This window comes from Vibrio sp. Vb1127, assembly GCF_033338735.1.
GTDB classification, from domain to species: domain Bacteria; phylum Pseudomonadota; class Gammaproteobacteria; order Enterobacterales; family Vibrionaceae; genus Vibrio; species Vibrio alginolyticus.
Map to the genome: position 1 here is coordinate 144044 of NZ_JAWOTF010000005.1, position 26569 is coordinate 170612.

28 protein-coding genes are annotated in these 26569 nt (G+C 43.2%); 11 read left to right on the plus strand and 17 right to left on the minus strand.

Going from position 1 to position 26569, the window contains the following annotated elements; genetic code table 11:
* Nucleotides 1–223: 223 nt before the first annotated feature.
* The 5 genes from R7H07_RS09705 to R7H07_RS09725 form a co-directional block, all read right to left on the minus strand.
* Nucleotides 224–2404: a TonB-dependent receptor gene (locus R7H07_RS09705; RefSeq protein ID WP_054578649.1), complete on the minus strand. Its 2181-nt coding sequence runs from the start codon at nt 2402–2404 to the stop codon at nt 224–226.
* Nucleotides 2405–2498: 94 nt separating this feature from the next.
* Nucleotides 2499–3467 carry a siderophore ABC transporter substrate-binding protein gene (locus R7H07_RS09710; RefSeq protein WP_054578650.1) on the minus strand — a complete coding sequence of 323 codons (969 nt, stop codon included), beginning with the start codon at nt 3465–3467 and terminating at the stop codon, nt 2499–2501.
* 53 nt (nt 3468–3520) lie between these two features.
* A complete protein-coding gene (locus R7H07_RS09715) occupies nt 3521–4474 on the minus strand; it encodes an iron chelate uptake ABC transporter family permease subunit (protein ID WP_277987611.1) in 954 nt (317 codons plus the stop codon).
* Nucleotides 4471–5415: an ABC transporter permease gene (locus R7H07_RS09720; RefSeq protein ID WP_191116398.1), complete on the minus strand. Its 945-nt coding sequence runs from the start codon at nt 5413–5415 to the stop codon at nt 4471–4473. Before R7H07_RS09720 ends, R7H07_RS09715 begins: the two co-directional genes overlap by 4 nt.
* Nucleotides 5416–6176: 761 nt before the next feature.
* Nucleotides 6177–7097, minus strand: coding sequence for a M14 family metallocarboxypeptidase (locus tag R7H07_RS09725; RefSeq protein WP_206958989.1), 921 nt, complete (start codon nt 7095–7097; stop codon nt 6177–6179).
* Nucleotides 7098–7269: 172 nt separating this feature from the next.
* On the opposite strand from R7H07_RS09725, the gene R7H07_RS09730 reads away from it, so the two are divergent.
* Nucleotides 7270–8175 (plus strand): DUF808 domain-containing protein, encoded by a 906-nt coding sequence (locus R7H07_RS09730; RefSeq protein ID WP_017821242.1) that lies wholly within the window; start codon nt 7270–7272, stop codon nt 8173–8175.
* A gap of 95 nt (nt 8176–8270) precedes the next feature.
* Here the strand turns inward: R7H07_RS09730 and pyrC are convergent, their stop codons facing one another.
* Entirely contained in the window at nt 8271–9299 is a 1029-nt protein-coding gene (pyrC, locus tag R7H07_RS09735) for a dihydroorotase (RefSeq protein ID WP_206958986.1), read from the minus strand.
* A 155-nt stretch (nt 9300–9454) separates the two neighbouring features.
* Complete coding sequence (locus tag R7H07_RS09740; protein WP_005375297.1) at nt 9455–9619, minus strand: YqaE/Pmp3 family membrane protein; 165 nt, start codon at nt 9617–9619, stop codon at nt 9455–9457.
* Between the two features lie 267 nt (nt 9620–9886).
* Here R7H07_RS09740 and R7H07_RS09745 point away from each other — a divergent pair, with 267 nt between their 5' ends.
* The gene (locus R7H07_RS09745; protein ID WP_206958984.1) at nt 9887–11704 is read left to right on the plus strand and encodes a hybrid-cluster NAD(P)-dependent oxidoreductase; all 1818 of its coding nucleotides are present in this window, start codon (nt 9887–9889) and stop codon (nt 11702–11704) included.
* A 99-nt stretch (nt 11705–11803) separates the two neighbouring features.
* On the opposite strand, the gene nadE is transcribed toward R7H07_RS09745, so the two are convergent.
* Nucleotides 11804–12634, minus strand: a complete 831-nt coding sequence (gene nadE / locus R7H07_RS09750) for an ammonia-dependent NAD(+) synthetase (RefSeq protein ID WP_065275433.1) — start codon at nt 12632–12634, stop codon at nt 11804–11806.
* A 178-nt stretch (nt 12635–12812) separates the two neighbouring features.
* Between nadE and R7H07_RS09755 the strand changes: the two genes are divergently transcribed.
* On the plus strand, nt 12813–13346 hold the full coding sequence (locus R7H07_RS09755; RefSeq protein WP_065275432.1) for a nicotinate-nicotinamide nucleotide adenylyltransferase: 534 nt from the start codon (nt 12813–12815) through the stop codon (nt 13344–13346).
* 14 nt (nt 13347–13360) lie between these two features.
* On the plus strand, nt 13361–13843 hold the full coding sequence (locus tag R7H07_RS09760) for a hypothetical protein (RefSeq protein WP_005375301.1): 483 nt from the start codon (nt 13361–13363) through the stop codon (nt 13841–13843).
* A gap of 108 nt (nt 13844–13951) precedes the next feature.
* Here the strand turns inward: R7H07_RS09760 and R7H07_RS09765 are convergent, their stop codons facing one another.
* Entirely contained in the window at nt 13952–14560 is a 609-nt protein-coding gene (locus R7H07_RS09765) for an AraC family transcriptional regulator (protein WP_065275431.1), read from the minus strand.
* A 191-nt stretch (nt 14561–14751) separates the two neighbouring features.
* On the opposite strand from R7H07_RS09765, the gene R7H07_RS09770 reads away from it, so the two are divergent.
* Complete coding sequence (locus tag R7H07_RS09770) at nt 14752–15861, plus strand: 1-acyl-sn-glycerol-3-phosphate acyltransferase (protein ID WP_065275430.1); 1110 nt, start codon at nt 14752–14754, stop codon at nt 15859–15861.
* Between the two features lie 73 nt (nt 15862–15934).
* Here R7H07_RS09770 and R7H07_RS09775 read toward each other — a convergent pair whose 3' ends face one another.
* Complete coding sequence (locus R7H07_RS09775; protein WP_005375305.1) at nt 15935–16534, minus strand: hypothetical protein; 600 nt, start codon at nt 16532–16534, stop codon at nt 15935–15937.
* Nucleotides 16535–16853: 319 nt separating this feature from the next.
* On the opposite strand from R7H07_RS09775, the gene R7H07_RS09780 reads away from it, so the two are divergent.
* Nucleotides 16854–17126: a YnjH family protein gene (locus R7H07_RS09780; protein ID WP_005375306.1), complete on the plus strand. Its 273-nt coding sequence runs from the start codon at nt 16854–16856 to the stop codon at nt 17124–17126.
* An 87-nt stretch (nt 17127–17213) separates the two neighbouring features.
* Here the strand turns inward: R7H07_RS09780 and R7H07_RS09785 are convergent, their stop codons facing one another.
* Entirely contained in the window at nt 17214–17513 is a 300-nt protein-coding gene (locus R7H07_RS09785; protein ID WP_005385031.1) for a YfcZ/YiiS family protein, read from the minus strand.
* A 607-nt stretch (nt 17514–18120) separates the two neighbouring features.
* Here R7H07_RS09785 and R7H07_RS09790 point away from each other — a divergent pair.
* Complete coding sequence (locus tag R7H07_RS09790; RefSeq protein WP_005385033.1) at nt 18121–18582, plus strand: TetR/AcrR family transcriptional regulator; 462 nt, start codon at nt 18121–18123, stop codon at nt 18580–18582.
* A gap of 112 nt (nt 18583–18694) precedes the next feature.
* Here R7H07_RS09790 and R7H07_RS09795 read toward each other — a convergent pair whose 3' ends face one another.
* Genes R7H07_RS09795 through R7H07_RS09820 form a run of 6 tightly spaced genes read right to left on the minus strand, consistent with a single transcriptional unit; the run spans nt 18695 to nt 23273 of the window.
* Complete coding sequence (locus R7H07_RS09795; RefSeq protein WP_206958982.1) at nt 18695–19477, minus strand: heme ABC transporter ATP-binding protein; 783 nt, start codon at nt 19475–19477, stop codon at nt 18695–18697.
* Nucleotides 19477–20514 carry a FecCD family ABC transporter permease gene (locus R7H07_RS09800; RefSeq protein ID WP_206958980.1) on the minus strand — a complete coding sequence of 346 codons (1038 nt, stop codon included), beginning with the start codon at nt 20512–20514 and terminating at the stop codon, nt 19477–19479. Before R7H07_RS09800 ends, R7H07_RS09795 begins: the two co-directional genes overlap by 1 nt.
* Before the next feature lie 9 nt (nt 20515–20523).
* On the minus strand, nt 20524–21393 hold the full coding sequence (locus tag R7H07_RS09805) for a heme/hemin ABC transporter substrate-binding protein (RefSeq protein WP_065275429.1): 870 nt from the start codon (nt 21391–21393) through the stop codon (nt 20524–20526).
* 28 nt (nt 21394–21421) lie between these two features.
* Complete coding sequence (locus R7H07_RS09810; RefSeq protein ID WP_005375322.1) at nt 21422–21835, minus strand: ExbD/TolR family protein; 414 nt, start codon at nt 21833–21835, stop codon at nt 21422–21424.
* Nucleotides 21832–22530, minus strand: a complete 699-nt coding sequence (locus R7H07_RS09815; protein WP_005385044.1) for a MotA/TolQ/ExbB proton channel family protein — start codon at nt 22528–22530, stop codon at nt 21832–21834. Before R7H07_RS09815 ends, R7H07_RS09810 begins: the two co-directional genes overlap by 4 nt.
* Nucleotides 22530–23273 (minus strand): energy transducer TonB, encoded by a 744-nt coding sequence (locus tag R7H07_RS09820; RefSeq protein ID WP_025998667.1) that lies wholly within the window; start codon nt 23271–23273, stop codon nt 22530–22532. Before R7H07_RS09820 ends, R7H07_RS09815 begins: the two co-directional genes overlap by 1 nt.
* Nucleotides 23274–23433: 160 nt before the next feature.
* Here R7H07_RS09820 and hutW point away from each other — a divergent pair, with 160 nt between their 5' ends.
* From hutW to R7H07_RS09840, 4 genes are all read left to right on the plus strand, one after another.
* Nucleotides 23434–24804 carry a heme anaerobic degradation radical SAM methyltransferase ChuW/HutW gene (gene hutW, locus R7H07_RS09825; protein WP_065275428.1) on the plus strand — a complete coding sequence of 457 codons (1371 nt, stop codon included), beginning with the start codon at nt 23434–23436 and terminating at the stop codon, nt 24802–24804.
* Nucleotides 24805–24836: 32 nt separating this feature from the next.
* Nucleotides 24837–25340: a heme utilization cystosolic carrier protein HutX gene (gene hutX, locus R7H07_RS09830; protein ID WP_005385051.1), complete on the plus strand. Its 504-nt coding sequence runs from the start codon at nt 24837–24839 to the stop codon at nt 25338–25340.
* A 56-nt stretch (nt 25341–25396) separates the two neighbouring features.
* The gene (gene hutZ, locus R7H07_RS09835; RefSeq protein ID WP_005375331.1) at nt 25397–25927 is read left to right on the plus strand and encodes a heme utilization protein HutZ; all 531 of its coding nucleotides are present in this window, start codon (nt 25397–25399) and stop codon (nt 25925–25927) included.
* A gap of 97 nt (nt 25928–26024) precedes the next feature.
* Complete coding sequence (locus tag R7H07_RS09840) at nt 26025–26561, plus strand: ATP:cob(I)alamin adenosyltransferase (protein WP_033906781.1); 537 nt, start codon at nt 26025–26027, stop codon at nt 26559–26561.
* Nucleotides 26562–26569: the final 8 nt, after the last annotated feature.

Genomic DNA, 26569 nt, shown 5'->3' on the forward strand with positions numbered 1-26569 from the left:
GTGGTAGAGCATATTGAGCTCTTATCGTTTTTCATATAAAGCCTATGGAAGTGGACGTTGATGGATTATGTTTTGAATTAACTTTGGCCGTAGGTGTTGCGAGCTCTTTGTCTGCTTGAATGTTGAAGATGAGTACTTCCTTTGATTTGTTGTGAATTTTCATGAACAGCCAAATGGGAGTAAGTCCCCCCTTAGAAGGCAGGCTAAAGGGGAGGTGGAGGGATTAGAAATCCGCAGTAGCTGACAGCATCACTGTACGTGGTGCGCCAAGAGCTAGGTCCGCATAGTGGGTGGTTGTCCAGTAATCTTCATCCAGTACATTGTTTACGCTAAGGCGCCAAACCACGCTTGTTTCAGCAATTTTTGAGTTGTAGCGTGCGCCAAGATCAAGAATAGTCTGTGCAGGTAATGCCTGAGTGTTTTGTGCATCAATGTATTGTTCAGACATATAGTTCGCTTGGCCGATAAGCGTGAGATCACGCATCGCAGGGAGGTTCCATTCTAATGCGAGTTTAGCTTGTAAATCGGGTAGCTTAGTTGCTTGTTTCCCCTCCTCTGTCACATCTGTTGCTTTTGTAATCTCTGCATCTGTATAGGCGATACCACCGATGAGTGTATAGTCCTTTGATAGTGTGCCGTAGAACCCCCATTCAATACCGCGATTGCGCTGTTCACCACCGAAAGAAAAAATGTTGGTATCCGGATCTTGGTACCCATTTGGCTTTTTAATCTCAAATAAACTGAACGTATGAGCAAAGCCGTCCAGGTCAAGCTTCACGCCTGCTTCAGTCTGTTTGGTTTTTTGGGGTTCAAAAGCCTCTCCTGCGTTTGCAGCGCTAGAGCCTGCTGTTTTCCCATTCGTTAAGCCTTCGGTGTAGTTACCATAAAGCGAAACTGAGCTCGAAACTTTGTATAATGCTGCAAGTGCGGGAGTGTAAGTACTTTCCTTAAACTTGGTGGTAGGAAGCGACATTCCGTTCATTATTATTCCAGATTCATAATCAATGCTCTGGTAACGCAAGCCGAGCGTGATTTGGTATTTCCCATCAACAAAAGATAACGTATCGGCAATGCCATAGCTGACCTGAGTTGAATCGATAGGTAAACCATAGTAGTTGTCGTAAACTGAATTTTCTGGTCCCCAAACAGGATCATAAATATTCGAGTTCCAAGGGGCTGGATTATTATTACCTGTTGGAGAATCATTTTTATCTTCTCTAAAGTAAGTACTATTCAGTACAAGGTGGTGTTCTACTGGGCCAGTGTCAAAGTTGCTACGAACACCTATCTCACCTGAAGTCCGTTTGTTCTCAAGCTTAACTGATCCGAGAGATACCTCTAGGTTACCCTCGTTATCGATGATTTTGATTCGTTGCGGTACATTTGAATGAAAATCTGTACGGCTACCACCCAATGCGCTGTATACAGTTACAGAGTCACTAACGCTTAGCTCCCCGCGAATCATCATCCCTTTATCTTCGCTATCATTGTAGGCCCAACTTGGCGTCAATAATGTGTCAGATGGAGGAGGTGATGGGATTTTGAGACCAGAAGCGATGCTTAACCCACGGTTTGCACCTTCAACTCGCTCTGTACTGTAGTAAAAATCTGCTTCAAGGAAAGCAATGTCATTACGCCAATCAAGGCTTAATGATGCAAGTTGAGTTTTGTTGCTTTGGTTGTTTATCGCGGTGTCTCCATCTTTAAATGCACCGTTGAAACGAATACCAAATTCTTCATTTGTACCAAAGCGACGTCCAATATCGATATGTCCTCCGAATTGAGTGTCCGATAAGTAGCTGCCGGTGAAAGATGTGATTGGTGTTTCTTGTGCTCTTTTTGTCACTAAGTTGATGGTGCCACCAACAGATCCATTCGGTGGCATACCGTTGAGCAAAGAAGCAGGACCTTTAAGTACATCAATACGTTGATACATTTCAGGAGAGGTTCGGTAATAAGGAGCGATACCATACAATCCATTAAGCATAACGTCGCTAATGTCTGAGTTGAAACCTCTTATTTTGAAACTTTCTTTGTTTAAGCCGGTTTCACCGCTGGTGAAAACAGAGGGATCAGAAGCTGAGATTACATCTGAGATATCGCGTGCTTGTTGGTCTTGAATGTGTTTTTCTGTGTATCCAATCGTATTGAAAGGCGTTTCCATGAGGTTTTTATCGCCAAGCATTCCTATATTACTCGCGTGAGAAACTTTGCCAGCGGCATAAACTCTGTTTGCTTCACCATAAACTGTCATTGATTCATCTACGACTTCTTCAGCTTGAGCGATACTAATTGGTACGACAAAAGTACTAAATTGAAGTGAAATAAAGAGGGCGATATGACATGGGCTTGGTTTGTTTTTCTGTGAAGAGTCCATCGCTATCTGATGATAGTCATGAGTCATTATAGATTCCTTTTCTTTGTTTGGGCTAGCTCACATCCGTTCTGACGTCGATTGAGTGTTGAATTACTTAAGATCCAACTCATTGTTATTAGATTTAGCTTTGGTAACCTTTTAGGATGTCTTCAATTATGATTTTCAGAGATGTGATGCTTGCTGAAGTGATGTACCAAGCATCGGCATCAACAAAAACGACGTTGTCGTTTTTCCATGCTTTGGTTTGACGGAGTAGTGGGTTTGCTAAGTGTTCCGCATCAATGACAGGCTTTCCTTCCATTACTGCTGTTCGATCAATGATGTAAAGAATGTCTGGATCAGCTTGGCTAATGAACTCGCTAGAAATTGGCTGACCATGCAAACCTGTCTCCACTCTTTCACTCGCTGGTTTTACCCCCAGAACATCGAAAACGAAGCCATAACGAGACTCAACGCCAAATGAGCTGAAAGCACCATTGTTATGCATGACAACCAAAGCTTTTTCAGAACGCTCTTTCGTAACAGCGCGCACTTCTGCGACTTTTGCATCGATTTCGGCAACTTTCTGTTGGGCTAGCTCCTGCTTTTCAAAGATCTCACCAAGCTCTACAAGGTGTTTCTTAATGGTATCGACGTGATGGTCACGACTATTACGGTAGTTGATGTCAAAATGTAAAGTCGGAGCGAGTTGAGAGAGTTCTTCATACTGATTAGCATGTAGCGGAGTCATCAATACGAGATCTGGTTTTAGGGCATAGATCTTTTCCATATTAGGCTGAACTATCGCACCAAGATCCGCTATCTCAGGTGTGTCTTTGTATTTCGCTAGAAAGTGAGGAACAAAGTCTTTCACCATTCCTGAGATTGGAACATTTAGCTGATCTAAAAAGTCCACTTCGTTCATATCTAATGCTGCCACTCGTTGAGGGCGATGAGAAATAGTAGTTGCTCCGAGATTGTGTTCAATCACGATGAGCTTTTCTAATGGCTGAGTATCTTCAATTTTAGTTATTTCCGGCTCGCAACCTGATAAGGCTCCTAGAGCGCAGCAAGCAAGCGCGATACTCAAACGTAGGGGGCTCTTAAACATGGGGTATTTCCTTTTTGTCAGTGAGTTGTCTTTAAACAGGCGAGTAACAGTTTTCATATTTGGCTTCTTGTTCTTATCGTGATGGCTAGGAAATATCCCCCACAAAGGACATTCACCAAAATAGAGACGGTGGTTTTAAAGTTAAATAAGTGCTCTACCAGAAGTTGACCAGACAAGAACATGACAATTGCAATAGCACAAGCAACGAGCAATATGTGTCTGTAGTTCGGTGCGCTAGTAACGGAATAAGCAATATTGGCAATAAAAATTCCCATAAAAGCCGTTGGGCCAATCAAGCTCGTCGAAATTGCTACTAAAATGGCGATTACAGCAAAGAACTTTGGTACATATTGCTTATCATTTAGTCCTAATGACATCGCTTGGTCTCGACCTAGACCTATCACATCTAGCTCGCGTGACCATCTGTTAGCAAAGAGTGCCAAAACGCTTAACGCAATACTGGAAAAAAGTAACGTAGAAGGTTTCGCTCGCGCAAACGAGGTATAGCTGAGCCCTTGAAGGATAGAGAATTCTCCAGGGCTTATTCTGAGCTGGATAAATTGAGCAAGAGTTGTCAGCACCATTGTCAAAACAAAGCCAATCAGCAGAACTTGGTGCATGTCATGTTTAAATCTATTGAGTACCCAAGATTGAATCGCTAAGGAATACAACAGAATGAGTATTGCAGAGACAGCGAAAATACCGACAACACCTAATGTAGCAATGCCAGAAGTGCCCCCTAGTAATAAGAGTAGGGTTTGCCAAACCAGATAAACCGACTCATATCCCATAATGGATGGCGTAAGAATACGATTACCAGCTAAAGCTTGGAAAATAACAGTAGAGATGGCCACGCAGCTGCCCCCAATAACTATGGCACCAAGTTTAATCAGCCTCTTAGGGATGACGTAATCAAAATCCCACCCAGAGCTTGTAAAGATAAAGGCGATAGACAGTATGCAAACGAGTATAATGCTCACTCGCATGTTTGAGTAATGTGATCTCATACTCGTGCTCCTTTCAAAAGAAACACAAGAAACATGACTCCCCCGATAGCACTGGCTGTTAATCCAATTGGGACTTCAAAAGGAAAGGCAACAACTCTGCCTATGACATCGCAAAAAATAAGTAACGAAGCGCCGCCTAGTGCAACGATTGGTAGGGTGTTTTTAAGGTGATCGCCATATTTTAGTGCGACTAGGTTAGGTATGACTAAACCGATAAAATGAATGGCACCTACGGTCACCACTGTTATAGCAACTGTCACGGAAACTAGCATTAGACCCAAGGCGGCAGTGAACGCAATATTAATTCCTAAGTTGGACGCAACATCTTCGCCCATTCCCATCACAGTAAACTTATGTGCATATAAGTAAGTCAGTAGGGTGATGGGTAAAATCAAGAAAATTATTTCATAGTGTTCTTGGACCACTTTGGAGAAATCTCCCATTAACCAACCGGACATACTCTGTAAGATGTTGTTTTGATAAGCATAAAACTCCGCTATAGCACTTATTACACTACCAAACATAAGCCCAATCACAGGTATTAACGCAGAGTTACTGAATTTAATTTTTCGTACGATGGCAATGTAGATAAGGCCAGCGGCGAAGCAAAATAGTACGGCGAAGAGCATACGTTCAAGCTTGTCTGAGGATGGAAGCATGACGATAGATACCAAAATACCGAGCTTTGCCGCATCGATACCGCCTGTGGTGCCCGGCTCAACAAAACGATTTCTAACAATATGTTGAAGAATAACACCACATATTGCGAGACCAGATCCGGTAAGAATTAGTGCGATTAGCCTTGGTAATCTGCTAGCAGTAATCGGTAGCCAAGCTTTGTCATCCATGGTCAGCAATAACGACCAATCTAGTTGGTTTGCGCCGACGAAAATTGAAGTTAAGCACAGTATAAAAAACAGGCTTACTACGTGAATACTCATACAGAATCTGCCCCAAAATAAAATGAGTTTCTCTTAACTTATGACTTGGGGATGGAATACGAATAATGAATATCTATTCGCATATAGGTTCTAAATTCCAACAAAACATAACCAAGTTATTTTTTATAAACATTAAGGTCACAATCCAGCCCTCAAAGTATCACTAGGCCATACCTAAAAATTCAACGTGCTGATTTGGCTTTAAAACTGGATTAACTAGCAAAAGAAAAGTGCCGCTTTCAATGCAAAGAGAAAGAGGTTCTCGATTTAAAATTAAAATACAAATGATAATTATTTTCATTATATCTTTGTTTTTTCGGTTAAGCAATGAGGTTCATATATGTTTCTCTAAAAAGATCAATCGCGTATAAAAAACAAGGCAATGGCTAATGCATGTGCTTTTGGGTAAGTGGTTAAAAAATAAAGCCAAAGAGCATTAAGCTTTCTTATTGTTTAAGGATGTTTTTCGCTTCAGAAGCTCGTTGGTTGAGGTTTGATTTAAATGGTATGACGATAGTTTGTTCAGGAAGAGGAGTTAGTAGTGACGATGATGTCTAGATGTCGTTTGTATTTTAGGATTTATTAGATACCGCATTAAAATAGCGTCATAAAGTCGTGATGCTTCGCATCTTCAGTGTTAGCGATGTTAATGCGGTAATTTCTAATAAACTAGCGGATTAATGTCTCAACTTGCTTTTGGAGCAAAGTAAAGCTGATTCACAATTCAAAGACATCGTCAGTTGCTTTATTGTTAACCTGTGTTATTCGAGCTTACTTAGTACGTAATTCAAACCACCAACTACGGCTGCAACCTGTGCATCGTTGCATTCTTCGTCGGTCACCGTTGGGCTGTCTGGGTACACTTCCGTTGTCGTGCCGTAAACGCAATTTGTTACGCCGCCACACAGGCCCAGTTTTACCATTGGGTAGTTGATAACGCCAAACTGTACGACGGGTGAACCAATGATTTCGCCGTTTTCATCTGCTGGTGCAATGTGAGTCACTTTTGCAACTGACTTAATGACCGCTTTTTGGAAGTCAGGCTGAGGGTTTTCACTATCTCCCACCGTGTAAAAGCCATCTGGGATCATACCTTCAATGTACTCAATACCATCACGAGCAGCTAAGGCTGGACGGAACTCAGTTTCGTCAGAATCTGTCGTTTCATGTAGATCAATGTGCATTAACACATCGCCTAAAGTTGCAACTAGCTTTATGAGGTTAGCGGACTCTTCGGCAGGGCTATCCTTATAGAAAGAGCGGTTTGGATCAATCGCGTTTGGATTCCAGCGGTTGATCACCTCGTAACCCCAAGGGCTTACGCAGGGTGCAACGACAATATTGAAATGCTCTGCATAGCGCTCTGCTTCTGTTTCTACAAACTTTAATGCGCCATGTACACCGCTGGTTTCGTAACCGTGCACGCCGCCTGTGACCAACACAGCAGGTTTAGTTGAATCCCAATTGCGTGTTTTGATACAAAACAGAGGGAAGCGTGCCTCGTTGTATGAGAGCGCACCATATTGTTCAACATCAAAACGCTCGCGTAGGGCATCGATTTTACTGACGACTTCATCTTGGTAGCTACGTTTTACTTCTTGCGTTGCTAACCAAGCTTTACGTTCTTCTTCGTTCCAAGGTTGGCCAGGAGTACCGATCGGGTAAATGTATCCACTTTTCATCTATACTTTTTCTTTTGACTGCTGAAAGGTATCACAAGACTAGACCTGTCTTATCTTTACGGCAATATAAAACACCATTTGGGGTGGTATTCTTTGCAAAATCATCACTTTGATGAGTGATTCATTGGTGTTACATTTTGTTACTTACTCAATTTCATATAAGAGACAAAAAATGGCTGGAGCAAGTTTACTCACACTGTTGGACGATATTGCCACGGTGCTTGATGATGTCGCCTTAATGTCAAAAATGGCGGCAAAGAAAACCGCAGGTGTATTGGGAGATGATCTAGCGTTAAACGCTCAACAAGTGTCTGGTGTTGCATCTGAGCGAGAGATTCCAGTGGTTTGGGCGGTTGCAAAAGGCTCATTCAAAAATAAATTGATTTTAGTTCCTTCAGCTTTACTTATTAGCGCGATTATTCCATGGCTTATTATGCCATTATTGCTAATTGGCGGCTTATTTCTCTGCTTTGAAGGGGCAGAGAAAGTACTTGAAAAAGTGTTTCCTCACTCGCATCCGCACGAAGAAAAAGAGGAGCTAGTTAATACTGGCGAGTCGATAGAAGAGTATGAAAAGCGTAAAGTTTCTGGTGCGATTCGAACAGACTTTATCCTTTCAGCAGAGATCATCGTGATTGCGTTAGGTACCGTGACAGGAGCCAGTCTTGTTACGCAAATTTTAGTTGTCAGTTTAATTGCAGTGATTATGACGGTTGGAGTTTATGGACTAGTCGCTGGGATTGTGAAGCTAGATGATTTAGGCCTTTACCTTGAAAGTCGCTCAAACGGTAAAGGTTGGGTAGCGAAAGTCGGAGGGGCCTTGGTCGCTTTTGCACCAAAGTTGATGAAGTTGTTAACCATTGTAGGAACTGCTGCGATGTTTTTGGTGGGTGGAGGAATTGTGGTGCACAACGTGCCAGCCATTCATCACTTTGTAGAGCCGATTATTATGAACTTTAGTGGTCATTCGGTTGCTACAGCCATTTTGCCTATTTTACTGAACGGTATTATCGGCTTTGTGGCGGGGTTGGTTGTGGTTGCGGTATGGACGATGGTTGAAAAGCTTCGTGGTCAATAATCACATCTAAAACATGAGACGATAATAACAAGGGTCATGACTTCTTTTTACAAAAAGCATGACCCTGTTTTATGGGTGAAACGTCAGTAAAGTACTTACTTCACTTTCCACTCGATCTGTTCATTTGCTCGAATAGGCACAACGATAGCATTGCCAAATGGCATCGTTTCTGGCACATCCCAAGCGGATTTTTCTAACGTTACCGTATCTGTGTTACGTGCAATGCAGTAAAAATCAGGACCGTTGAAGCTTGCGAAAGCTTCCAAGTTTTCCAACTTGCCTTCTTTTTCGAAGACTTCTGCATAAAGCTCTAGCGCAGCGTGTGCAGTGTAAGAACCAGCACAACCGCAAGCCGATTCTTTTGCCCCTTTCGCATGTGGCGCTGAGTCTGTACCTAGGAAAAACTTCTTGCTACCACTAGTTGCTGCTTCGATCAGCGCTTGCTGGTGGGTTCCGCGCTTAAGAATTGGCAAACAGTAGAAATGAGGTTTAATACCACCCACAAGCATGTGGTTACGGTTGAAAAGAAGGTGGTGGGCAGTGATGGTAGCCGCTACGTTGTCTGAGGCATTGTTAACGAAGTTTGCTGCGTCGGCGGTGGTGATATGTTCTAGTACGATTTTAAGATTAGGGAAATCATTGACGATAGGAGCGAGGACAGTATCAAGGAATTCTTTCTCTCGGTCGAAGATATCAACATCGTGATGTGTTACTTCCCCATGAACCAAAAGTAACATTCCTACTTCTTCCATCGCTTCGAGAACGTGGTAAATGTTCTTCGCATTGGTCACACCGGAATCTGAGTTTGTGGTAGCGCCTGCAGGATAGAGCTTGGCAGCAACAATGTGTCCGGTTGCTTTAGCCTTACGTATTTCGTCTGGTGTCGTGTTATCTGTAAGGTAAAGCGCCATTAAAGGCTCAAACTGTTCGCCATGTTGCTCTTTGAGAATTCGGTCACGGTAGGCTAGGGCGAGCTCAGTTGTAGTAACAGGTGGGACGGTATTTGGCATAATCAGCGCACGGCCATTGTAGCGGCTGATGTCGCGAACGGTGTCTTTAAGAACTTCCCCATCGCGTAAGTGAACGTGCCAGTCGTCAGGACGAGTGATAGTCAGTGTTGTCATTAATTGCTCCCACCATTGAAAAGTTGTCTGATTGGAGCCTAAGCGCCGTATTTGCTTTTGAGCAAACGCTTGCGCTTAGGCGACAGGATGATAGAGGAATTGCCCTCATATTTCATCCCATTTTTCAATTTTATAAAGAGTGAGAGTGTAAGTGGTTACTTCATTGTTAACCAAAGCGCGTGGATCGTACCTGGTAGAAAGAAGAAACACGTCAATATTAGATTAATCAAAAAGTCTTTATTTAGACCTTTCTCCATAAACACCGCGACAGGCGGAAGAAAGATACATAACAAAATCAGAACCAGTTTTCTTGTATCCATAATTAAGCTCCAAATCGATAAATGGGAGTAGTGATAACTTGGGTGAATTATGTGTGTCGTATCACACTTTATCAAACGGTATTTGGTCAGAACGGTGTTAAAAAACGCGAATATTGAGTGTAGTAAATACTTGTCACTAAAACCAAATTTATAAGAATATGGTTTCGAGAAAGTTGCGATGGATGAAGAGGCAGTAGACTCTGCAACTTAATGTGATTTGAGTATACAATACCGCAACAAATAAAAAACACCCGTAGGAAGAAGGCCATGTCGCAACCCGTTTTATCCCAAATTAATGTTTTTCCGGTTAAGTCAGTTGGCGGATTATCGCTGTCGTCCGTATGGGTTGAGAAGCAAGGATTGAGCTTCGATCGTCGCTTTATGATTGCGAAAGCTGATGGCTCGATGATCACTGCGCGAAAGTATCCGCAAATGGTAACCATTAAGTCTGCCTTATTGTCCGATGGAGTGGTGTTTAGTAGTTTGGGTATGGAGCCACTTAAAATCCGTTACCAAGATTTCAAAATGCAGGAGACACCTGCAACGGTTTGGAAAGATACATTTACTGCCTATACCACGACAGATGATGCAGATGACTGGTTTAGTCGTGTGTTGGGGCAACGCGTTGAGTTGTTGTTTAGTGGTGAGCAATCGAATCGTGTCCGTGAAAAGCTAGGTCAAAACGTCAGTTTTGCTGATGGTTATCCGGTTTTAGTGATCAGCCAAGCTTCACTTGATGAGCTGAACCGAAGAAGTTCAGAGCTACACTCAATGGATCAGTTTCGTACTAACTTAGTTGTCTCTGATACTAAGCCATTTGAAGAAGATTCATGGAAGCGCATACGAATCGGTGAGGTAGAGTTTGAGTCTCTCAAACCTTGCGAGCGCTGTATCCTGACTACGGTGAATACCCAAAGAGGCACATTCCGTGAGAGCAAAGAGCCGCTCAAAACCTTGCAACAGTTCCGTGCAAACGATGTCGGTGGTGTGTTCTTTGGCCAGAATCTTGTAGCGCGAAATGAAGGCATTATTCGTCAAGGCGATAAAGTTGAAGTATTGGAGTACAAAGAGCCGGAGTTTTACGTAGATAACTCGCCAGTGCGCATGAAGCTTACATGTGTTGAGCGTGAAGAAATTGCCCAAGACTTTGTGACCTTATGGTTAGAGCCAAACAAAGGTTCGTTGCCTAATTACTTGCCAGGACAACACCTGCCAATAGAGGTGAATATTGATGGTAAGAAAGTGGGTCGACGCTATACCTTATCATCCAGTCCTTCTCGCCCGGGTCGTTATGCTATTTCTGTAAAGCGTATCGCGGGTGGAAGAGTCTCTAACTCACTCTTAGACAACTTACAAGTCGGTGATGTTTTAGAGGCAGAACAACCTGACGGTCAGTTCCACCTTAAAACGCATGAAGCGCAGCCTCTGTTGTTACTCTCTGCGGGTAGTGGAGTAACACCAATGTTATCAATGGTGCGTTACTTAGCGGATCACAATCAGTTGGATAACGTGGTTTTCTACCATCAATGTCGCACCGAGAATGATATTCCTTGTCGCTCAGAGTTGGAGCAGTTAAAGCGTGAGCACCCAGCGCTAGAAGTAAAAGTCTGTTTAACGCAACCTGCTGTTGATTGGTTTGGTTTGAAAGGGCGTTTAAGTTTGTCACACATTAAGCAAATCAAAGATGTTGAACAGCGCCAAGTGTTTGTGTGTGGTCCTGATGGTTTTATGGAGAAAGCGAAAAATCTCCTGCTAAGAAAAGGGCTGCCAGAAGAAAACTACCATCAAGAAGCGTTTGGCGTATCTTCAGTCACTTCAAGACCAGAGAAGAGCATAGCGATCGATTTCAATGGGACGAAAGTTGTAGGGAATAATCAGAAAACGTTGTTAGATCAGCTTGAAGACGCAGGGAAGGTTGTTAGCAATAGCTGTCGTGCTGGCTTATGCGGCGCGTGTAAGGTTCAGCTTACGTCGGGTCAAGTACATCATCCGGACGTGCCTGCGTTGACAGATGAGGAACGTGCAATGGGAACCGTATTGGCGTGTTGTGCTGTGCCAGAGACGGACGTAACAGTAACCAACTAGGCGAGAGCAATTTTGTCCTTCGACAAAAACTGTTCCTAGACAAAAAACGCTGCTATTTTTAGCAGCGTTTTGAGTTTTAAAGAGAGCTGAAAATATCGCTTAGTCGTAAATCGTCGGGATTGGCTGGCGTTTGTGCTGCGTTGCTTTGTAAATCGCTACCAGACGGTCACTCACTTGCTGTGGAACAGGTTTGCCCTCTAAGAAGTCGTCGATTTGCTCGTAAGTTAGGCTTAGGGCATCTTCGTCTGCTTTCTGTGGAGCAAGCTCTTCTAAGTCTGCCGTTGGCACTTTCTTCACTAGTTGCTCAGGTGCACCCAATGTAGCAGCCACTTCACGAACTTGGCGCTTACTTAATCCGAACAATGGTGCCATGTCACAAGCGCCATCACCAAATTTAGTGTAGAAACCAGTGATGTTTTCTGCTGAGTGATCAGTACCAAGAACAAGGCCGCCTACGTAGCCCGCGATCTCGTATTGAGCAACCATGCGAGCACGCGCTTTTACATTGCCTTTTACGAAGTCGACTTTTTCTGCATCAGTTGGTAGAAGGTCTGTGCCTTCTAATGCAACGTGAGAAGCCGAATGAAGCCCGTCAACACCTGCTTTGATGTTCACCGATACAGAATGGGTTGGCTGGATAAAAGACAGAGCGAGCTGAGCCTCATCTTCATCTTTTTGCTCCCCGTAAGGCAGGCGAACTGCGATAAATTGGTAGCTATTGTTGCCCGCTTCTTCGTTTAGTTGGTCTACAGCCAACTGAGCTAAACGACCACATGTCGTTGAGTCAACGCCACCGCTGATGCCAAGAACAAGAGACTTACAGCCCGCTTCTTGCAATTTACGCTTAATAAAAGCGACACGGCGTTCAATTTCAAAATGCGGATCAATTGAAGGGAGTACGCGCATTTCGTCACGGATGGATTGTTCCATTTAGGGTTCCTTTTCCTGCAAATATTTCAGACTCTAAAGCGCATTTGCTCAAATGGTGATAAACCATACAGTTGAGGCTCATTAAACGCGACTTTAGGGTCAAAAGCTGTAAAGATTAGTAGTATCATACCGAAATCATCAGATTAGAAAACTCTCTTCAACCAGGTAATCACCGGATATGAAAAAAATCGCCATTTTTGGTAGTGCATTTAACCCACCTAGTTTAGGGCATAAAAGTGTTATTGAGTCTTTGAGCCACTTTGATCTTGTGCTACTTGAGCCAAGCATTGCACACGCTTGGGGCAAGAACATGCTTGATTACCCAACTCGGTGCAAAATGGTTGATGTGTTCATCAAGGATATGGGGCTTTCTAATGTTCAGCGTTCTGATGCAGAGCAAGCTTTATACCAACCTGGACAAAGTGTGACGACCTATGCGTTGTTAGAAAAAATTCAAGAAATCTACCCAACTGCCGATATAACTTTTGTCATTGGTCCTGATAATTTCTTCAAATTTGCTAAATTTAGTAGAGCTGAAGAGATTACGGAACGTTGGACTGTTATGGCATGTCCTGAAAAAGTAAAAGTAAGAAGCACAGATATTCGCAAAGCATTGGCCGAGGGTGAAGAGATCGGCGCCTATACAACACCTTCCGTACGTGATTTATTACTTAGTAAAGGCTTATACAGAGAAACATTGTCTGGGAACTGAGAGGTCAGATTTTCATGGTCAGAGTCGTTTTATTTAGTGCATGTGCGCTGCTTGTGGTGACACAAGCTCATTCCGCGTGTAACTATTTTTCTGATCGTTCCGTGGTGTTTGAAGATAACACTCTTCCTATCTGTGAAGAAATTTTAGATTCCATCGGCGTGTTAAGTACTGAAGCATTGATTTGGTATGCAGCGGAAGCGAAGCTTGAAGGACCAACAGAAAACTATTGGGAGGAGTGGGCGATTAAGCCGGAAGAGACCCCACTTCTAACTCAAAACTTAGAAAAGAATTACTTTGGTCTTGGTTTTTGGATGCCGGAAGAGCTCCGAGACGAAGAGAGTAAAATGGATACAGAAGAGTGGCTTCGTAGTCACGGGTTGATGTTCAGCGTTGGTTTTGGTGATAAATCAGACGGACAGCCAAGAATGCGGTTTGATTATCGTTGGCACGAATATTATGACGCTGACTGGATGATGCAGATAGAAGTACCTTTCTAGACATCTCAAGCAAATGAAAAAGGGCGTACATTATCAATGTACGCCCTTTTTGTTTTAATCTACTTTCTGTGTCCGTAATGCTGAAGACGTAGCTTGTTGAAGAGCAAGTTATAGCGTTTCTCCAAAGACTAAAAAGCAAAGCTGTTCATATTCTTCGGTGTTACCAGCAAAAAGAGAGTCAACAATTTGCTCTTCCTTCTTCCCCGACAGTTTCATTTTTCTTGCTTCACGTAGTGTTAGTACCAAGCAAAGCTCTTTAGAAATATTCATGTCACAGCCAGGAGTCCATTGATTGATGGTTCTCGTTAACGTTGAGTGCGCTAGTTTAGGAGACAGCGTCAATACTTCATGTCTTACTACTGTCAGTAGATCGGTTTGCAGATCCGAGCGTTCGGCAGTTGTTGCTAGCTTCTCGACGAGCGCTTTTAGTAGCGGTGAAGGCTTCACAAAGCCCGCCTGTTGTGAGAAGTCGTCATTTAAACGCACAGAAAAATCACAACGATATACACGAGAATTAGGTAAAAAGGTGAGGGAGCTCAAACATCCTTGAGGAATCCAAAAATATTGGCCTGGTTCAATGGCATACTCCTGCTTACCCAATTTAATGACGGCTAACCCTTCGATGACAGATAGTAGACTGTGCTTCAGTGCTTTTTTACGCGCAGCTACATCAAGAAAGGGGTATTTAGCGTCGTGAAATTCAATTGCGTAGTTCATTATGAGTACCAGTGTTTTTTGGCGCTAAGGGTAACGTTAAACCCATACGATTCCAACCTGTTGAGAGAATTTTTTAGCATGATAAATGGTGGCTTAACTGGTATGACCATGTTAAAAGTATGGGTTGAAATGCTGCTTGTCAGCAAAACTATGCGTAAAATGTGCCAGCTTTTTTTGATATGTAATGAACAATGACAGCCAATACCGATCCTTATATTGAAATTCGTCCTTACAACGACGAAGAAATTCCAGCAGCGCTGGATCGTCTAATCCAAGATGATGAATTTATCACTGCTATCCTAGAACATCGCTTTGCTAATAAAGCAGCGTGGTTCAAAACGCTAATGAGCCCGATCCTGCGAATCTACCTGAAAGCCAAGTGGAGCAAGCTTGATTCTGTCGAAGCAATTCAGATTGAAGTGAAGAAGTATCTGAAAGATACATTGAATAAGACAACGGATGGCGTCACTTTTTCTGGTTTGGATAAGCTGGATAAAAACACGTCATACCTATTCGTTTCTAACCACCGTGATATTGCGATGGACCCTGCGCTCGTAAATTATGGCTTGTACCAAAGTGGGCACCGTACAGTTCGTATAGCGATTGGCGATAACCTGCTGAAGAAGCCATGTGCGACAGAATTGATGCGACTCAATAAGAGCTTCATCGTTAAGCGCTCTGCTAAGGCGCCTAGAGAAATGATGAAAGCATTGGGACAACTGTCAAGCTATATCAAACATTCGCTTGATACTGGCAATTCAATTTGGATTGCCCAAAAGGAAGGTCGTGCTAAAGATGGAAACGACTTTACTGATCCTGCGATTTTAAAAATGTTCCATGTTGAAGGTCGTAAACAAAAAATCAGTTTTGGTGAGTACACGCGTTCTCTGAAAATCGTTCCTGTCTCGATTGCCTATGAAAATGATCCATGTGACATTGCCAAAGCAAAAGAGCTGTACGAAAAAGCAGAAAATGGCCGCTATGAAAAAGGCGAATTTGAAGATATCGAAAGCATCATTCAAGGTATCGTTGGCTATAAAGGCCGTGTACATGTTGCGTTTGGTGATGTGATTGAGCAAGAGTTTGAAACGCCGGAAGCTCTTGCTGGTGAAATCGACCGCCAAATTCACAACAACTACAAATTGTACCCAATCAACTTGTTAGCTGCTGGGCATGAAGATTCGAGCATCATTACGGAAGCGGTTAAGCGTCATCTCTCGGATAAGTTGGATCAGCTACCTGAAGGAGCAAGACCTTATTTGGTGGCGAGCTATGCCAATCCTGTGAATAACCAAGAGTAATCTTCGTCACTGAACTCGTTGATTCAGAATGCCTTAAAGCCTCGGTCTGCCGGGGCTTTTGTTTATCTGCTCTTTAAGGTGCGACGGCACCACCAAGGGTTAAATTGCTGGGCCATTTTGTGATCCTGTTACCACCTAAATAGATATTCCCTTTCACCGTCATTGTGTCTGGAAATACTTTCAGCGCTGATCCTCCAATATAGAGATTACCATCAACCACTAATCCTTCAGGAAGATCAGAAATGGGAGTGCGAATAACACTTAGATCACCTTTTACTCGAAGTTTAGCTGGAAGCGCTTTTAGCGGTGTATCTGTCAGGTTTAGGTAACCGCCTAATTTTATGCCTTTAGGCCAGTTTTCGATCTTACTACCTAGTAGGTTTGCATAGCCTTTTATCTTTGTTCCTGAGCGAATAACTTTGAGTGCGCTGTTAGTTGCTTCCAGACTGCCTTCAACATCAAGCCCTTTGGGCAAGGTTTTGATAGGGGTTTGTGAGATGTTTAAGTTGCCCTTTACCACTAGGCCAGAGGGGAGTTGGGTGTAAGGCTTGTTTCTAAGATCAAGATTGCCGTAATTATCGATGTGACCAAACTTAGAATAGTAATCTAGCTCATATGCCAAAGGAGACGAGCAGAGCAGGATTGAAGTAAGGCATAGGGAAACAAAACGCATAGTCAAAGATTTAGTTAAATACCGAGATCAACAGGTGCTTATCTTATACTTAAATAAACCTATTATGCATTTTTTGCTCACAGTTTTTGATTCATAACTTAAATATTCAAATTAGAGATGCACGCTAAAAGTGTGCGCTTCTTTACTGCGCTAAGTAACTTCAAGCTTACTAAAATGAGATAAATTAAATGATTGAATGTGAAGCAGATTCAAGCGTAGAGGTGAGAAAAATATCAGTAGATATTTGAATAATATGAGATTCTTCCAAGAACTTCACAAGGGTCCTTGTTAGTATTATTGAGGTTTGAGGGAGATTTTCATGAAGTTAAAAAGTGTATCTATTTTTACCGCTGGTGTTTTTGCAGTACTGCTGTCGGGTTCCGTTTTTGCTAAATCATACAGTACACCAGAAAACAAAGCGCTAATAGTTGCTGACGGTAAGGTAGGTCAGCGTATCTGTTACTACGATGATAAAGCCTACACCACAGGGGCCGTGATTAATGTTGAAGGCGTACTACTGATGTGTACCGCTGAGAACGATTTTGAAACCAATGGCTCGTTAAAGTGGGTCGTGTTCAAAAAAGATAAATAAACGCGCCGAAGTTGTCTGTTTCATTTAGAGCGGTTTAAGATTAAGAGATTGGAAAAATAAAAGCGAGCATCATGCTCGCTTTTTTCATTAACGCGCGAGTGAGCGAGTTTTTAATTCAAAGATAAGTTTTTCAGCACTTACTTCAAATTTGAATCGAGCCGTCGCTTGGTTCGCTTCTTCGGTTATTTCTGAAACATTGTATTCAACATCAGCACATACTGATTTAGCGAGCTCGATGTATTTTTGTAGTTCAGACTCTAGCTCTGTTTTTGTCTGTGCGAAAACCGTTACGTCGGCAACTTCGTCACCTTCTTTGATGATAAAGCCTATCTCGCCAGCACAGCCGCAGGCCTCACATACTTGGTTTTTTTCTAATTCGACACTCATAACGAATCCTCTTGTAAATACTAAGGGTATTCTATCAGGTATTTGATCTGTATCTACAAAAATGACGACTTTTGCGTAAAAAAGGAACAGAATAGGCACTTGTTAAGTAAGGGTTAAAGATTGGATTACTAAATCATCAAGAACGTTAATGTGATATATATCAACATTTAAAATCAATTAACGAACATAGTGACGAGATTTTGCTCAGTCCAGTTGAACTAATGGTTAATTTATAAGACTATTTCTTGATTGATTATTTTTAATAATTATCATTCTTGGTCTTTGAATAGTTTCGATGAATAATTGGCGCAAGGTTTTGATGAGACTAACTTTTCGCCTTATTTTGAGTAGCATGTATTGACAAAAACATAACTGAAAATTACACATTACGCAGTGTAAAGACGTTATGGTTTGGAACTCGACATGATATTAAATAGTCGCAATACATATACCCAAAGCGCTTTCAAGTGCAGCGCTTAGCAACCTGATTTCTAGGTTTTCGCTAATCGAACCGCATCGGCGAGCCGGGTATAATGCTAAGAATGATTTCATTCTGGCCTCATTTAATAGTGAGTTAGATGGATTTACAAAGAGAAGAGCTTAAAATATGCCAAAGCGTAGTAAAGAAGATACCGAAATCACTATCCAAAAGATCATGGATGCCGTTATTGATCAGCTACTCAGATTAGGTTACGACAAAATGTCGTACACGACGCTAAGCCAGCAGACAGGTATATCGCGTACCGGTATTAGCCATCACTTCCCTAAGAAAACGGACTTCACCGCCGCACTGGATGGCCGTATCTTTAAAATGTTTATTGAACACTTAGAGTTTGATAAAGGATTAAATGCATTTTCACAAAGTTGGATTAAAGCGCTGGAAGATGCTGAGTTTCTCGCGATTTTACGACTGCTATTCCATCACATTGTCACCGCTGAAAATGCGCAAGAATTTGCTGCTAATGGTATTGACCGCTTATACAAAATGGTTGAAAGCCAGTTTGGTGCGGGTGGTGACAAAGAGCTTGAGTGGTTGATTGGTCGATCATTGATCCAAATGAGCAAGTAATAGCCTTTAAAGCACCAAATTCTGCCACTATCAAAGCAAAGGCCCGCAATTCTTATATTGCGGGCCTTTGTCGTATCAAAGTGTTTTAGAGACGGCTTAGAGGAAATACGCTTTATGCTGCGGCATGCACTTGAGGGAAGTCTAGCGTCGGATGTTTTGTCACAATAGATCGATAGCCATAAACTTGCTCAATGCGCTCTGACGTTAGTGTATTCCATGGCGTGTCATCACAAACTAGTTTCCCGTTATGCAAGAGTACAAGGCGGTCTGCGTACTGAGAGGCTAGATTCAAGTCATGTAACACCACAACCACCGCTGCGTTTTGTGCTTTTGCCGTTTCACGAGCAATCTTTAACGTGTTGTGTTGGTGGGCGAGATCCAACGCTGAGGTAGGTTCATCAAGCATTAAGATTCGTTTTTCGCCAGATTGATGTAGTTGTGTCATCACTCGTGCTAGATGCAGTCGTTGCTTTTCTCCACCAGATAAAGACGGGTACAGGCTTTCTGCTAAATGCAATACGTCGGTTTGTTCCATGTAATGTAAAGCCAGTTTAGTGGTTTCTTTATTGGACAGTGATAGCGGTATTGCCCCCAGCTCTACTACTTCTCTGGCTAGAAATGGGAAGGTTAAGGTGCTGTGCTGCGGGAGCATTGCAATATGTTTGGCGCTTTTTTCAGGCTCCCAATCATGCTTTTGTTTGCCGAAGTAGGTGATGTGATGATTCGAAGAGATCTCACCGCATAGAAGCTTGAGTAAAGTACTTTTACCTGCGCCATTGGGGCCGAGTAGGGCGGTCACTTCACCAGCTCGGATATCAATGTTGATGTCATCGAGCACCACACGGTTGCCATACGTCATCGAAATGTTTTTCCCCGATAAAACGATCTGGTTCATTACAAAATCTTCCCTTTTTGCTGGAACAATAAGTAGATGAAAAAGGGCGCGCCAATCAATGCGGTCACGATTCCAACTGGTAATTCAGCTGGTGCCACGGCAACACGAGCAAACATATCTGCGGCAGTAAGAAGCAGTGCTCCCATTAAGGCAGATATTGGTAATAGCGTTCGATGGTCAGGCCCAGCGAGCATGCGCCCTAAGTGAGGAATCACGAGCCCAATAAAGCCAATTGCACCACTGATGCTCACCGTAATACCAACACCCAGTGCAGAAAGTAAAATAAGCTGACGTTTGAGTTTTTGAACCGGAACTCCTAAGTGTCTTGCTTCTGATTCCCCTAACAACAGAGCATTCAGCGCCATCGACTTCTTCTGAAACCAGAGCAATAGGATGACGAGTGTTATAGCAGATAGAGCAATCCCTGACCAATTTGCACCAGCTAATGAGCCCATCGACCAAAGCGTCAAATCTCGCAGCATCTGATCATCTGCGATAAAGTTCATGTAGCCAATCGCAGCCCCCGAGAGCGCGCTGATGGCAACGCCGGCTAACAACATAATTGTAACTGAGGTACCAAACTTACTTGTGCCGAGTTTATAAACGAGAATAGTCGTTAGTGCACCGCCAAGGAAAGCAAAAAGAGGCAGAGCCGCTAAGTTCATTAGTTGCGGATAGTTTTGGCTAAATTCAGCAAATACAACAATAGCGAATGCACCACCAAGAGCAGCGCCAGCAGACACACCAATGATACCAGGCTCGGCTAATGGGTTACGGAACAAGCCCTGCATAACCACACCACAAATTGCCAAAATGGCGCCGATGAACATACACAAAATGGTGCGAGGCAATCGGATTTCGTTAATGACCAACTGAATGTGAGGAGCGAGATCAGAACTGCCTCCCGTTAGGCTACGCAAACTGTCAGCAAAGCTAATGTTCATTGGGCCAACGGTAATCGAGGCGATAGCAATAAATGCTAAAAATCCACTAAGCACTGATAACGTCCTTGAAAGGGGGATGCGTCTTAACAACATGTCTTGTCTCTATGGGTAAAGCAGTGCATTCAAGCGTTTGGCTTCTGCAAGGCTTTTAAGGCCCAAACCACCTACTAGAGCGTGACCATCAATCGTCACGATATTTTTGTTCTTTCCTGCTGGTGTCGCAGCAAGAAGCGGCATTGCTTTTAAAATTGCATCGGCACCACCCAACGTTTCATAGCTGCGACCACTAACAAGAATCACGTCAGGCTGCATCTCTACCATCGCTTCTGTGGATAGAGGCTTGTATGACGAGAGTTGTGTAGCGGCTGGGTTTTGTCCGCCGGCGAGTTGAATAATTGCATCGGGTGTCGTTTGTGAGCCCGCAACATTTGCAGGTCGCCCTTCATGGATCAGCAGAAAGAGCACTTTCTTTTTCTTCGCTTGATCAGGTTGGTTTGCATTGAGTGCTTGTACTTGCGCCTGGACATCTTGCTTTAAGCTTTCAGCTTGAGCCTTGCGATCCATAAGGTTCGCAATTTGATCAATACGTTGATAAAGGCCCTCGACATTTGCATCAGTATTAACAATTTCTACATCTACGCCAGCCGATTTCAATTGGCTCAATGTTGTTTTCGGCCCCATCTCATCAGAACCAATGACTTTTGTCGGACGTAAGGCGAGCAACCCCTCCGCTGAAAGACGACGATGGTAGCCCACTTTAGGCAGTTCCATTCCTTTTGGTAATTGACTGGTGACGTCGATAGCAACCAAGCTATCTTTAGCGTCGAGTTCAAGCAAGAGTTCAGTGACGGCGCTGCCTGCGCTAACAACGCGCTCTGAGGATGGCGTTTCATTGGCAAAAAGTTGACTACTCGCAAGTAGGGAAATAGCTGCCGTGACAACAGCATGAATAGTGATGCGTGTGTTCTTCATTTTGAAAGGATCTCTATCTTACTTATTTTTATGATGGCTCTTCAGTGAGTAACTGAGTTGCTTGAATTCCGTTTTCTTGTAAAAAGCCGAGAAGTTGTACTAGCGACTGAATATTCGCGGTTTTTTCTGCTCCAATTACAATCGGTTTATCGCTTGACTTACTCTCTTCTAACAGCGCGAGGGTAAAGTTGTCCCAATCGATATATGTCTTGCCGTTAATAGCCCAGTAAGGCTCGTCTTTAAGAATATTTACCGTGATGGATTGCTTATCGACATCTGCAACAGCCTGAGATTCTGTGCTCGGTAAATTGACGTCTAATGAATCGAGTTTGACCGCTGCGGTTAACATCAGGAAAACCATGACGATAAAAATAATGTCTAACAGCGGTGTTAAATCGGGGGTTAAACCGTTACGACTATTTTCTTGTGGTGTTTTAATCATTGAGTTGCAGCCTCAATCTTCTCAGAAGAGCGCAGTGTTACTTTTGAGTGGTCTGGCGAGACATGCTGTAACGAGATACCTTCAAGCCATAAGTTGACGTAGTTTAAAGTGTGCTCAAGCTTGGCGATTACACGATCCGCCCACAAACCAATGATCTGCGCTCCTGAAATGGCAGGAAGTGCGATAATGAGACCCGCGGCAGTGGTGCGCATAGCAAGACCTAGGCCGTCAGCCAAATCATTCGGAGTGATATTCCCCGTTGAAACCGCGATGCCTTTAAACATGTCAATTAAGCCAAGTACCGTACCAAGCAAGCCAATTAAAGGACTGATGACACCAATCAGCGTCAGCAAACGAAGGCCGGAATGCAGCTGATGGCGTTTTTCTTGCAGCCAAATACCTGCGGCATCTTCTCTTAAAGATTTCGAGAAAGAATGATGAGCAAGCAACATCGCAACACCACGGTACAGAAGCGGCCGCTTATTCGACAACTCTTCAGCAAGTGCTTCAAGCTCGCTCCCATTTGTTGGGTCTAATCCTGTGAGCTTTTGGCGAATGGCTCGCTTTCCTACACCAAGGCTAATTAACACATGGAATAATCGCTCGGCGATGATCATCACGGTTAGAGCTGAGCAAATGATCAAAGGCCATGTCATCAGCCCAAATTGAGTTTGTAATTCTTGTAGTTGTTCCATTATCCATCCAACTTAAAACGAACAGGTACTTGTACTCGGTGAGCGACTTTTAGCCCACCTGAAATATGTGGTGTAAATTGCCACTGTTTGATCGCACGAAGTGCTGAGGCATCTAGCGACTCTGTGCCGGAAGACTCAATCAAAACCTGTTTAATCTGGTTACCATTCTCATCTAGCCATATCTCATACAAGGCTACACCTTCAATACCGCGTCTTTGTGCAGACCTTGGGTAACGGGGTTGTGTTGGTTGACTCACAAACGTTGGTTTGTCGACCAAGACAGGCTGAGATGTTGCCCCTTTGGATTGGCTCGCAGGTGCGGATTGTTGAGCTACCGTCTCTTTCTTCACCGGTTCCGTTTTTTTCTTTGGTTTCGCTTCGGGCTGAACCTTTTGCTTTGTTACGGTTTTGGTGGGCTCGACCGCTTTAGGTTTAGATTGTTTAACCGGTTCAGGTTTTTTCTCTACTACCTTCTTCTTAACAGCGTCTTTCTTGACGACCTGTTTTTTTACAATCTTCTTTTCTGGTTCAGGTTGGTCTTGAGGCTGCTCTTTTGGTGGCGCTACATTTTCTGGTGTAGATTTTTCGACAGCGGGAGGAGCAGACACAAGATTTAGACTTACCGAACTTGCTGGGTTTCCAGCCGGCATCGCGAACACCTTTGTCTCTTGAGAAACAAAAAGAAGTGCGGCATGGATGGCAAGGGAAGCACCTCCTGCAATGACATATCTTTGTACGTTCACGGAATATCTCGGGAAACTATGAAAACTTGGGCAGATTATTACTTACAATGGAAATAAGATCAATTATCAATTGCATTATCATTACGCTCAAATTATGATTCTTGCAGAATTTTTAAGATCAGCTTCCATCCCTTACATGATGGGAGTTAAGCGAGTATATATGAGCGTCGATATCGATAAGCTTGATGAATCAGTGTTGGCCAGTGATAGTCCTGATCCATTGCGATTTGCTTTTGTTAAGAAGCATTCTGCACATGCCGGGGGAGCGAGCGTACCTGTGCCCTCGTCTCAACAACAGGCGATTTTTTCGAGTATTACGGCTAACTCAGTTAAAGCGACCAATAAACGCTGTCTTTATATTCATGTTCCGTTTTGTCGCGTTCGTTGCACTTTTTGTAACTTCTTTCAAAATGCTGCAAGTCGCACACTGGTTGATGAGTACTTTGAAGCATTAATGCAGGAGCTTAGAGAGAAAGCGGCATTACCTTGGACACAAAATGGTATTTTTCACGCCGTATATATCGGGGGCGGAACGCCAACGGATTTATCTCCAGTACAGGTTCGTGTGTTAGGCCAGGCTATCCGAGACCACTTTCCTTTGGCTGCAGACTGCGAAATCACCTTAGAAGGTCGCATCAATCGTTTTTCTGATGAGTTGTATCAAGGCGCTTTAGAGGGTGGGTTTAATCGTTTCTCTTTTGGTGTGCAAAGTTTTAATACACAAGTGCGCCGCAGCGCAAAACGTTTAGATTATAGGGAAGATGTCCTCAAACGAGTGAGCGAGATCGCCAAAGAAGACAAAATTCCGGTCATTATCGATTTACTCTATGGCTTACCTTATCAAACCAAAGAAGTATTAGAGCAAGATTTAAATGATTTCCTCTCGACTGGCGCACACGGACTAGATTTGTATCAGTTAGTGGTTGGCGGGTCAGCTCCCATGCTCAACCTCGTAGAAAAGGGAAAAATCCCGCCACCTGCGACCACACCAGAAAAAGCGGGAATGTATGAGCTCGGTGTGAACTTTATGGCCAAACACCATATGAAGCAACTGAGTGTGAACCATTGGGCAATCGATAACCGCGAGCGTAGTTTATACAATAGTTTAGCCAAGACTTATGCAGAGGTATTGCCAATTGGCTGTGGTGCTGGAGGTAATATCGGTGGCTACGGGATGATGCAACACCGCACACTAGAGACCTATATTAAAGCGGTCAAAGAAGGTCAAAGCACCATCGCGATGATGATGAAGCAAAGCCCTCTAGAACCACTTTTTTCTGCACTCAAATCTGCGTTTGACCGTGGCATTGTTCAAGCAAATCAACTTCCATCATTTATGGGAGAGGACGCGTTCGGGTTTTTATTGCCTCTATTTAAAGTGTGGCAAGCGAAAGGCTTAGTACAACTACATGAACGTAGCGCAGTCCTTACTCTTGCAGGCAGCTTCTGGGCAGTGTCATTGGCTCAAAGTTGTATTCAGGTACTCACGTCGGAGATGAACGAAACCGTACCGAAAGCATCCAATAATTAATGAAAACAAATTGAACAAAAACGGAAGACACAATGGAATCAATCAAGCAACAAGTTGAAGTATTACTAGAGCAAGAACCACAATTATTGCCAGCTGCGATGGCAGAGCGTCTTGGCATTTCCGAGTTTGAGGTTGTTGCGGCTCTACCTCAGGAAATGGTGGCTATTGCACCAGGAGAGCAAGCGCAAAGCATCCTAGAAAGTTTGGTTGGTTTTGGCCCGGTGACGACCATCGTCCACTCTTTTGGTTCTATCTTTGAAGTTAAAGCGCCGTTTCCAAAAGGAAAAGTGGCGCGTGGCTATTACAATTTAATGGGTAGAGAAGGTGAACTGCACGGCCACCTTAAATTAGATAACGTTAAAAATGTCGCATTAGTCAGTAAACCGTTTATGGGTAGAGAGAGTCACTATTTTGGTTTTTTCTCGGAGTGCGGAAGCAATATTTTCAAGGTTTATTTAGGCCGTAACGAAAAGCGCGAGTTGATTGAAGAGCAAGTAACCGCATTTCGCGCCCTACAAGCCGAATTAAAAAAGTAATCACAAACATAATCGAGGCTTAACTCGAATACTAATTAGTAAAGTCAGGTATCAATATGGATCAACAAGTTAAACAAGAGCGTTTGCAAGGTCGTTTAGGGCCAGAGATCAAAGAGTTTCGTCAGGAGCGCCGTACACTTCAGCTTGCAACTGTCGATGCAGAAGGTCGCCCGAATGTAAGCTACGCGCCTTATGTTCAAAACCAGGAAGGTTATTTCGTTCTCATTTCTAAAATCGCTCGTCATGCCCGTAACCTTTTAGAAAATCCAAATGTTTCATTGATGATGATCGAAGATGAAGAGTCTTCAAAGCAGCTGTTTGCTCGTAAGCGCTTAACTTTTGATGCGGTAGCAAATGTAGTTGAGCGAGACACAGAGATGTGGCAACAAGTTGTTGGACAAATGAAAGAGCGTTTTGGTGAGATTATTGATGGTCTAAGCCAGCTAGAGGATTTCGTTTTGTTCAACTTAAAGCCAGAATCGGGGCTATTTGTTAAAGGTTTTGGTCAGGCGTATCAAGTGTCTGGTGATGATTTAGTCGATTTTGTTCACCTTCAAGAAGGTCACAAGAAAGTCGAAAGTGCCTGATTGTAAACCGATCATATGAATGTCGATTATTTGGCATAATGAACGTTTAAAGGGAGTTAGGTTATACTGACTCCCTTTTTTATATTGGAACAAAAGCATGAAACCTGTAAGCAAGGAATTGAGCGAGATTTGCTATCCGTTTATTTACGAGGACAGTCCGGTTTGTGACTTTGAAATTACAGCAGATGAACTTTGTAGTCGTATTGGCCTTGTTCTCGCTATGGAGTTGGACGAGTTTAGCCGTGATATACTGACAAGAATGCAGCCTAATGTTTATCATCTAAATGGTTCGGTTCGCGGAAAATTAGCGATTACAGAGACGGAAGTTGAAGAGTTAAAGGCCGATTATGCTTTGCTCAAGCAACGCATTGATGGTGGCTTCAAAGGCTTTGTTCTACCCGGAGGACACCCGGCAGCCAGTCAATTGCATTTGTGCCGTTGCCAAGCTAAAAAAACGGTACGAGCATTAGTTGCCGTTGAACATACAGGTAAGAAGCAGCCCGCACCTATTTTGTTTCGTTACGCGAACTTATTAGCGAATGTACTTTACAGCCTAGCTTCTTATATTAATCATACTCATCAAGTCAAAGAGACGGAATTCGTTTCTCGTAGTTACGCGATGCCAAAGAAGTGAGCTGAGAA

Coding starts and splice junctions, on each gene's coding strand:
- R7H07_RS09810 (WP_005375322.1), bottom strand. CDS start 21,835: ATGATTAAAACACCACAAGAAAATAGTCGTAACGGTTTAACCCCCGAT.
- R7H07_RS09720 (WP_191116398.1), bottom strand. CDS start 5,415: ATGAGTATTCACGTAGTAAGCCTGTTTTTTATACTGTGCTTAACTTCA.
- nadE (WP_065275433.1), bottom strand. CDS start 12,634: ATGGAACAATCCATCCGTGACGAAATGCGCGTACTCCCTTCAATTGAT.
- R7H07_RS09785 (WP_005385031.1), bottom strand. CDS start 17,513: ATGAGTGTCGAATTAGAAAAAAACCAAGTATGTGAGGCCTGCGGCTGT.
- R7H07_RS09795 (WP_206958982.1), bottom strand. CDS start 19,477: ATGAACCAGATCGTTTTATCGGGGAAAAACATTTCGATGACGTATGGC.
- R7H07_RS09730 (WP_017821242.1), top strand. CDS start 7,270: ATGGCTGGAGCAAGTTTACTCACACTGTTGGACGATATTGCCACGGTG.
- R7H07_RS09815 (WP_005385044.1), bottom strand. CDS start 22,530: ATGGAACAACTACAAGAATTACAAACTCAATTTGGGCTGATGACATGG.
- R7H07_RS09760 (WP_005375301.1), top strand. CDS start 13,361: ATGGTCAGAGTCGTTTTATTTAGTGCATGTGCGCTGCTTGTGGTGACA.
- R7H07_RS09755 (WP_065275432.1), top strand. CDS start 12,813: ATGAAAAAAATCGCCATTTTTGGTAGTGCATTTAACCCACCTAGTTTA.
- R7H07_RS09715 (WP_277987611.1), bottom strand. CDS start 4,474: ATGAGATCACATTACTCAAACATGCGAGTGAGCATTATACTCGTTTGC.
- hutW (WP_065275428.1), top strand. CDS start 23,434: ATGAGCGTCGATATCGATAAGCTTGATGAATCAGTGTTGGCCAGTGAT.
- hutX (WP_005385051.1), top strand. CDS start 24,837: ATGGAATCAATCAAGCAACAAGTTGAAGTATTACTAGAGCAAGAACCA.
- hutZ (WP_005375331.1), top strand. CDS start 25,397: ATGGATCAACAAGTTAAACAAGAGCGTTTGCAAGGTCGTTTAGGGCCA.
- R7H07_RS09765 (WP_065275431.1), bottom strand. CDS start 14,560: ATGAACTACGCAATTGAATTTCACGACGCTAAATACCCCTTTCTTGAT.
- R7H07_RS09805 (WP_065275429.1), bottom strand. CDS start 21,393: ATGAAGAACACACGCATCACTATTCATGCTGTTGTCACGGCAGCTATT.
- R7H07_RS09770 (WP_065275430.1), top strand. CDS start 14,752: ATGACAGCCAATACCGATCCTTATATTGAAATTCGTCCTTACAACGAC.
- pyrC (WP_206958986.1), bottom strand. CDS start 9,299: ATGACAACACTGACTATCACTCGTCCTGACGACTGGCACGTTCACTTA.
- R7H07_RS09780 (WP_005375306.1), top strand. CDS start 16,854: ATGAAGTTAAAAAGTGTATCTATTTTTACCGCTGGTGTTTTTGCAGTA.
- R7H07_RS09745 (WP_206958984.1), top strand. CDS start 9,887: ATGTCGCAACCCGTTTTATCCCAAATTAATGTTTTTCCGGTTAAGTCA.
- R7H07_RS09710 (WP_054578650.1), bottom strand. CDS start 3,467: ATGTTTAAGAGCCCCCTACGTTTGAGTATCGCGCTTGCTTGCTGCGCT.
- R7H07_RS09800 (WP_206958980.1), bottom strand. CDS start 20,514: ATGTTGTTAAGACGCATCCCCCTTTCAAGGACGTTATCAGTGCTTAGT.
- R7H07_RS09740 (WP_005375297.1), bottom strand. CDS start 9,619: ATGGATACAAGAAAACTGGTTCTGATTTTGTTATGTATCTTTCTTCCG.
- R7H07_RS09705 (WP_054578649.1), bottom strand. CDS start 2,404: ATGACTCATGACTATCATCAGATAGCGATGGACTCTTCACAGAAAAAC.
- R7H07_RS09840 (WP_033906781.1), top strand. CDS start 26,025: ATGAAACCTGTAAGCAAGGAATTGAGCGAGATTTGCTATCCGTTTATT.
- R7H07_RS09775 (WP_005375305.1), bottom strand. CDS start 16,534: ATGCGTTTTGTTTCCCTATGCCTTACTTCAATCCTGCTCTGCTCGTCT.
- R7H07_RS09790 (WP_005385033.1), top strand. CDS start 18,121: ATGCCAAAGCGTAGTAAAGAAGATACCGAAATCACTATCCAAAAGATC.
- R7H07_RS09725 (WP_206958989.1), bottom strand. CDS start 7,097: ATGAAAAGTGGATACATTTACCCGATCGGTACTCCTGGCCAACCTTGG.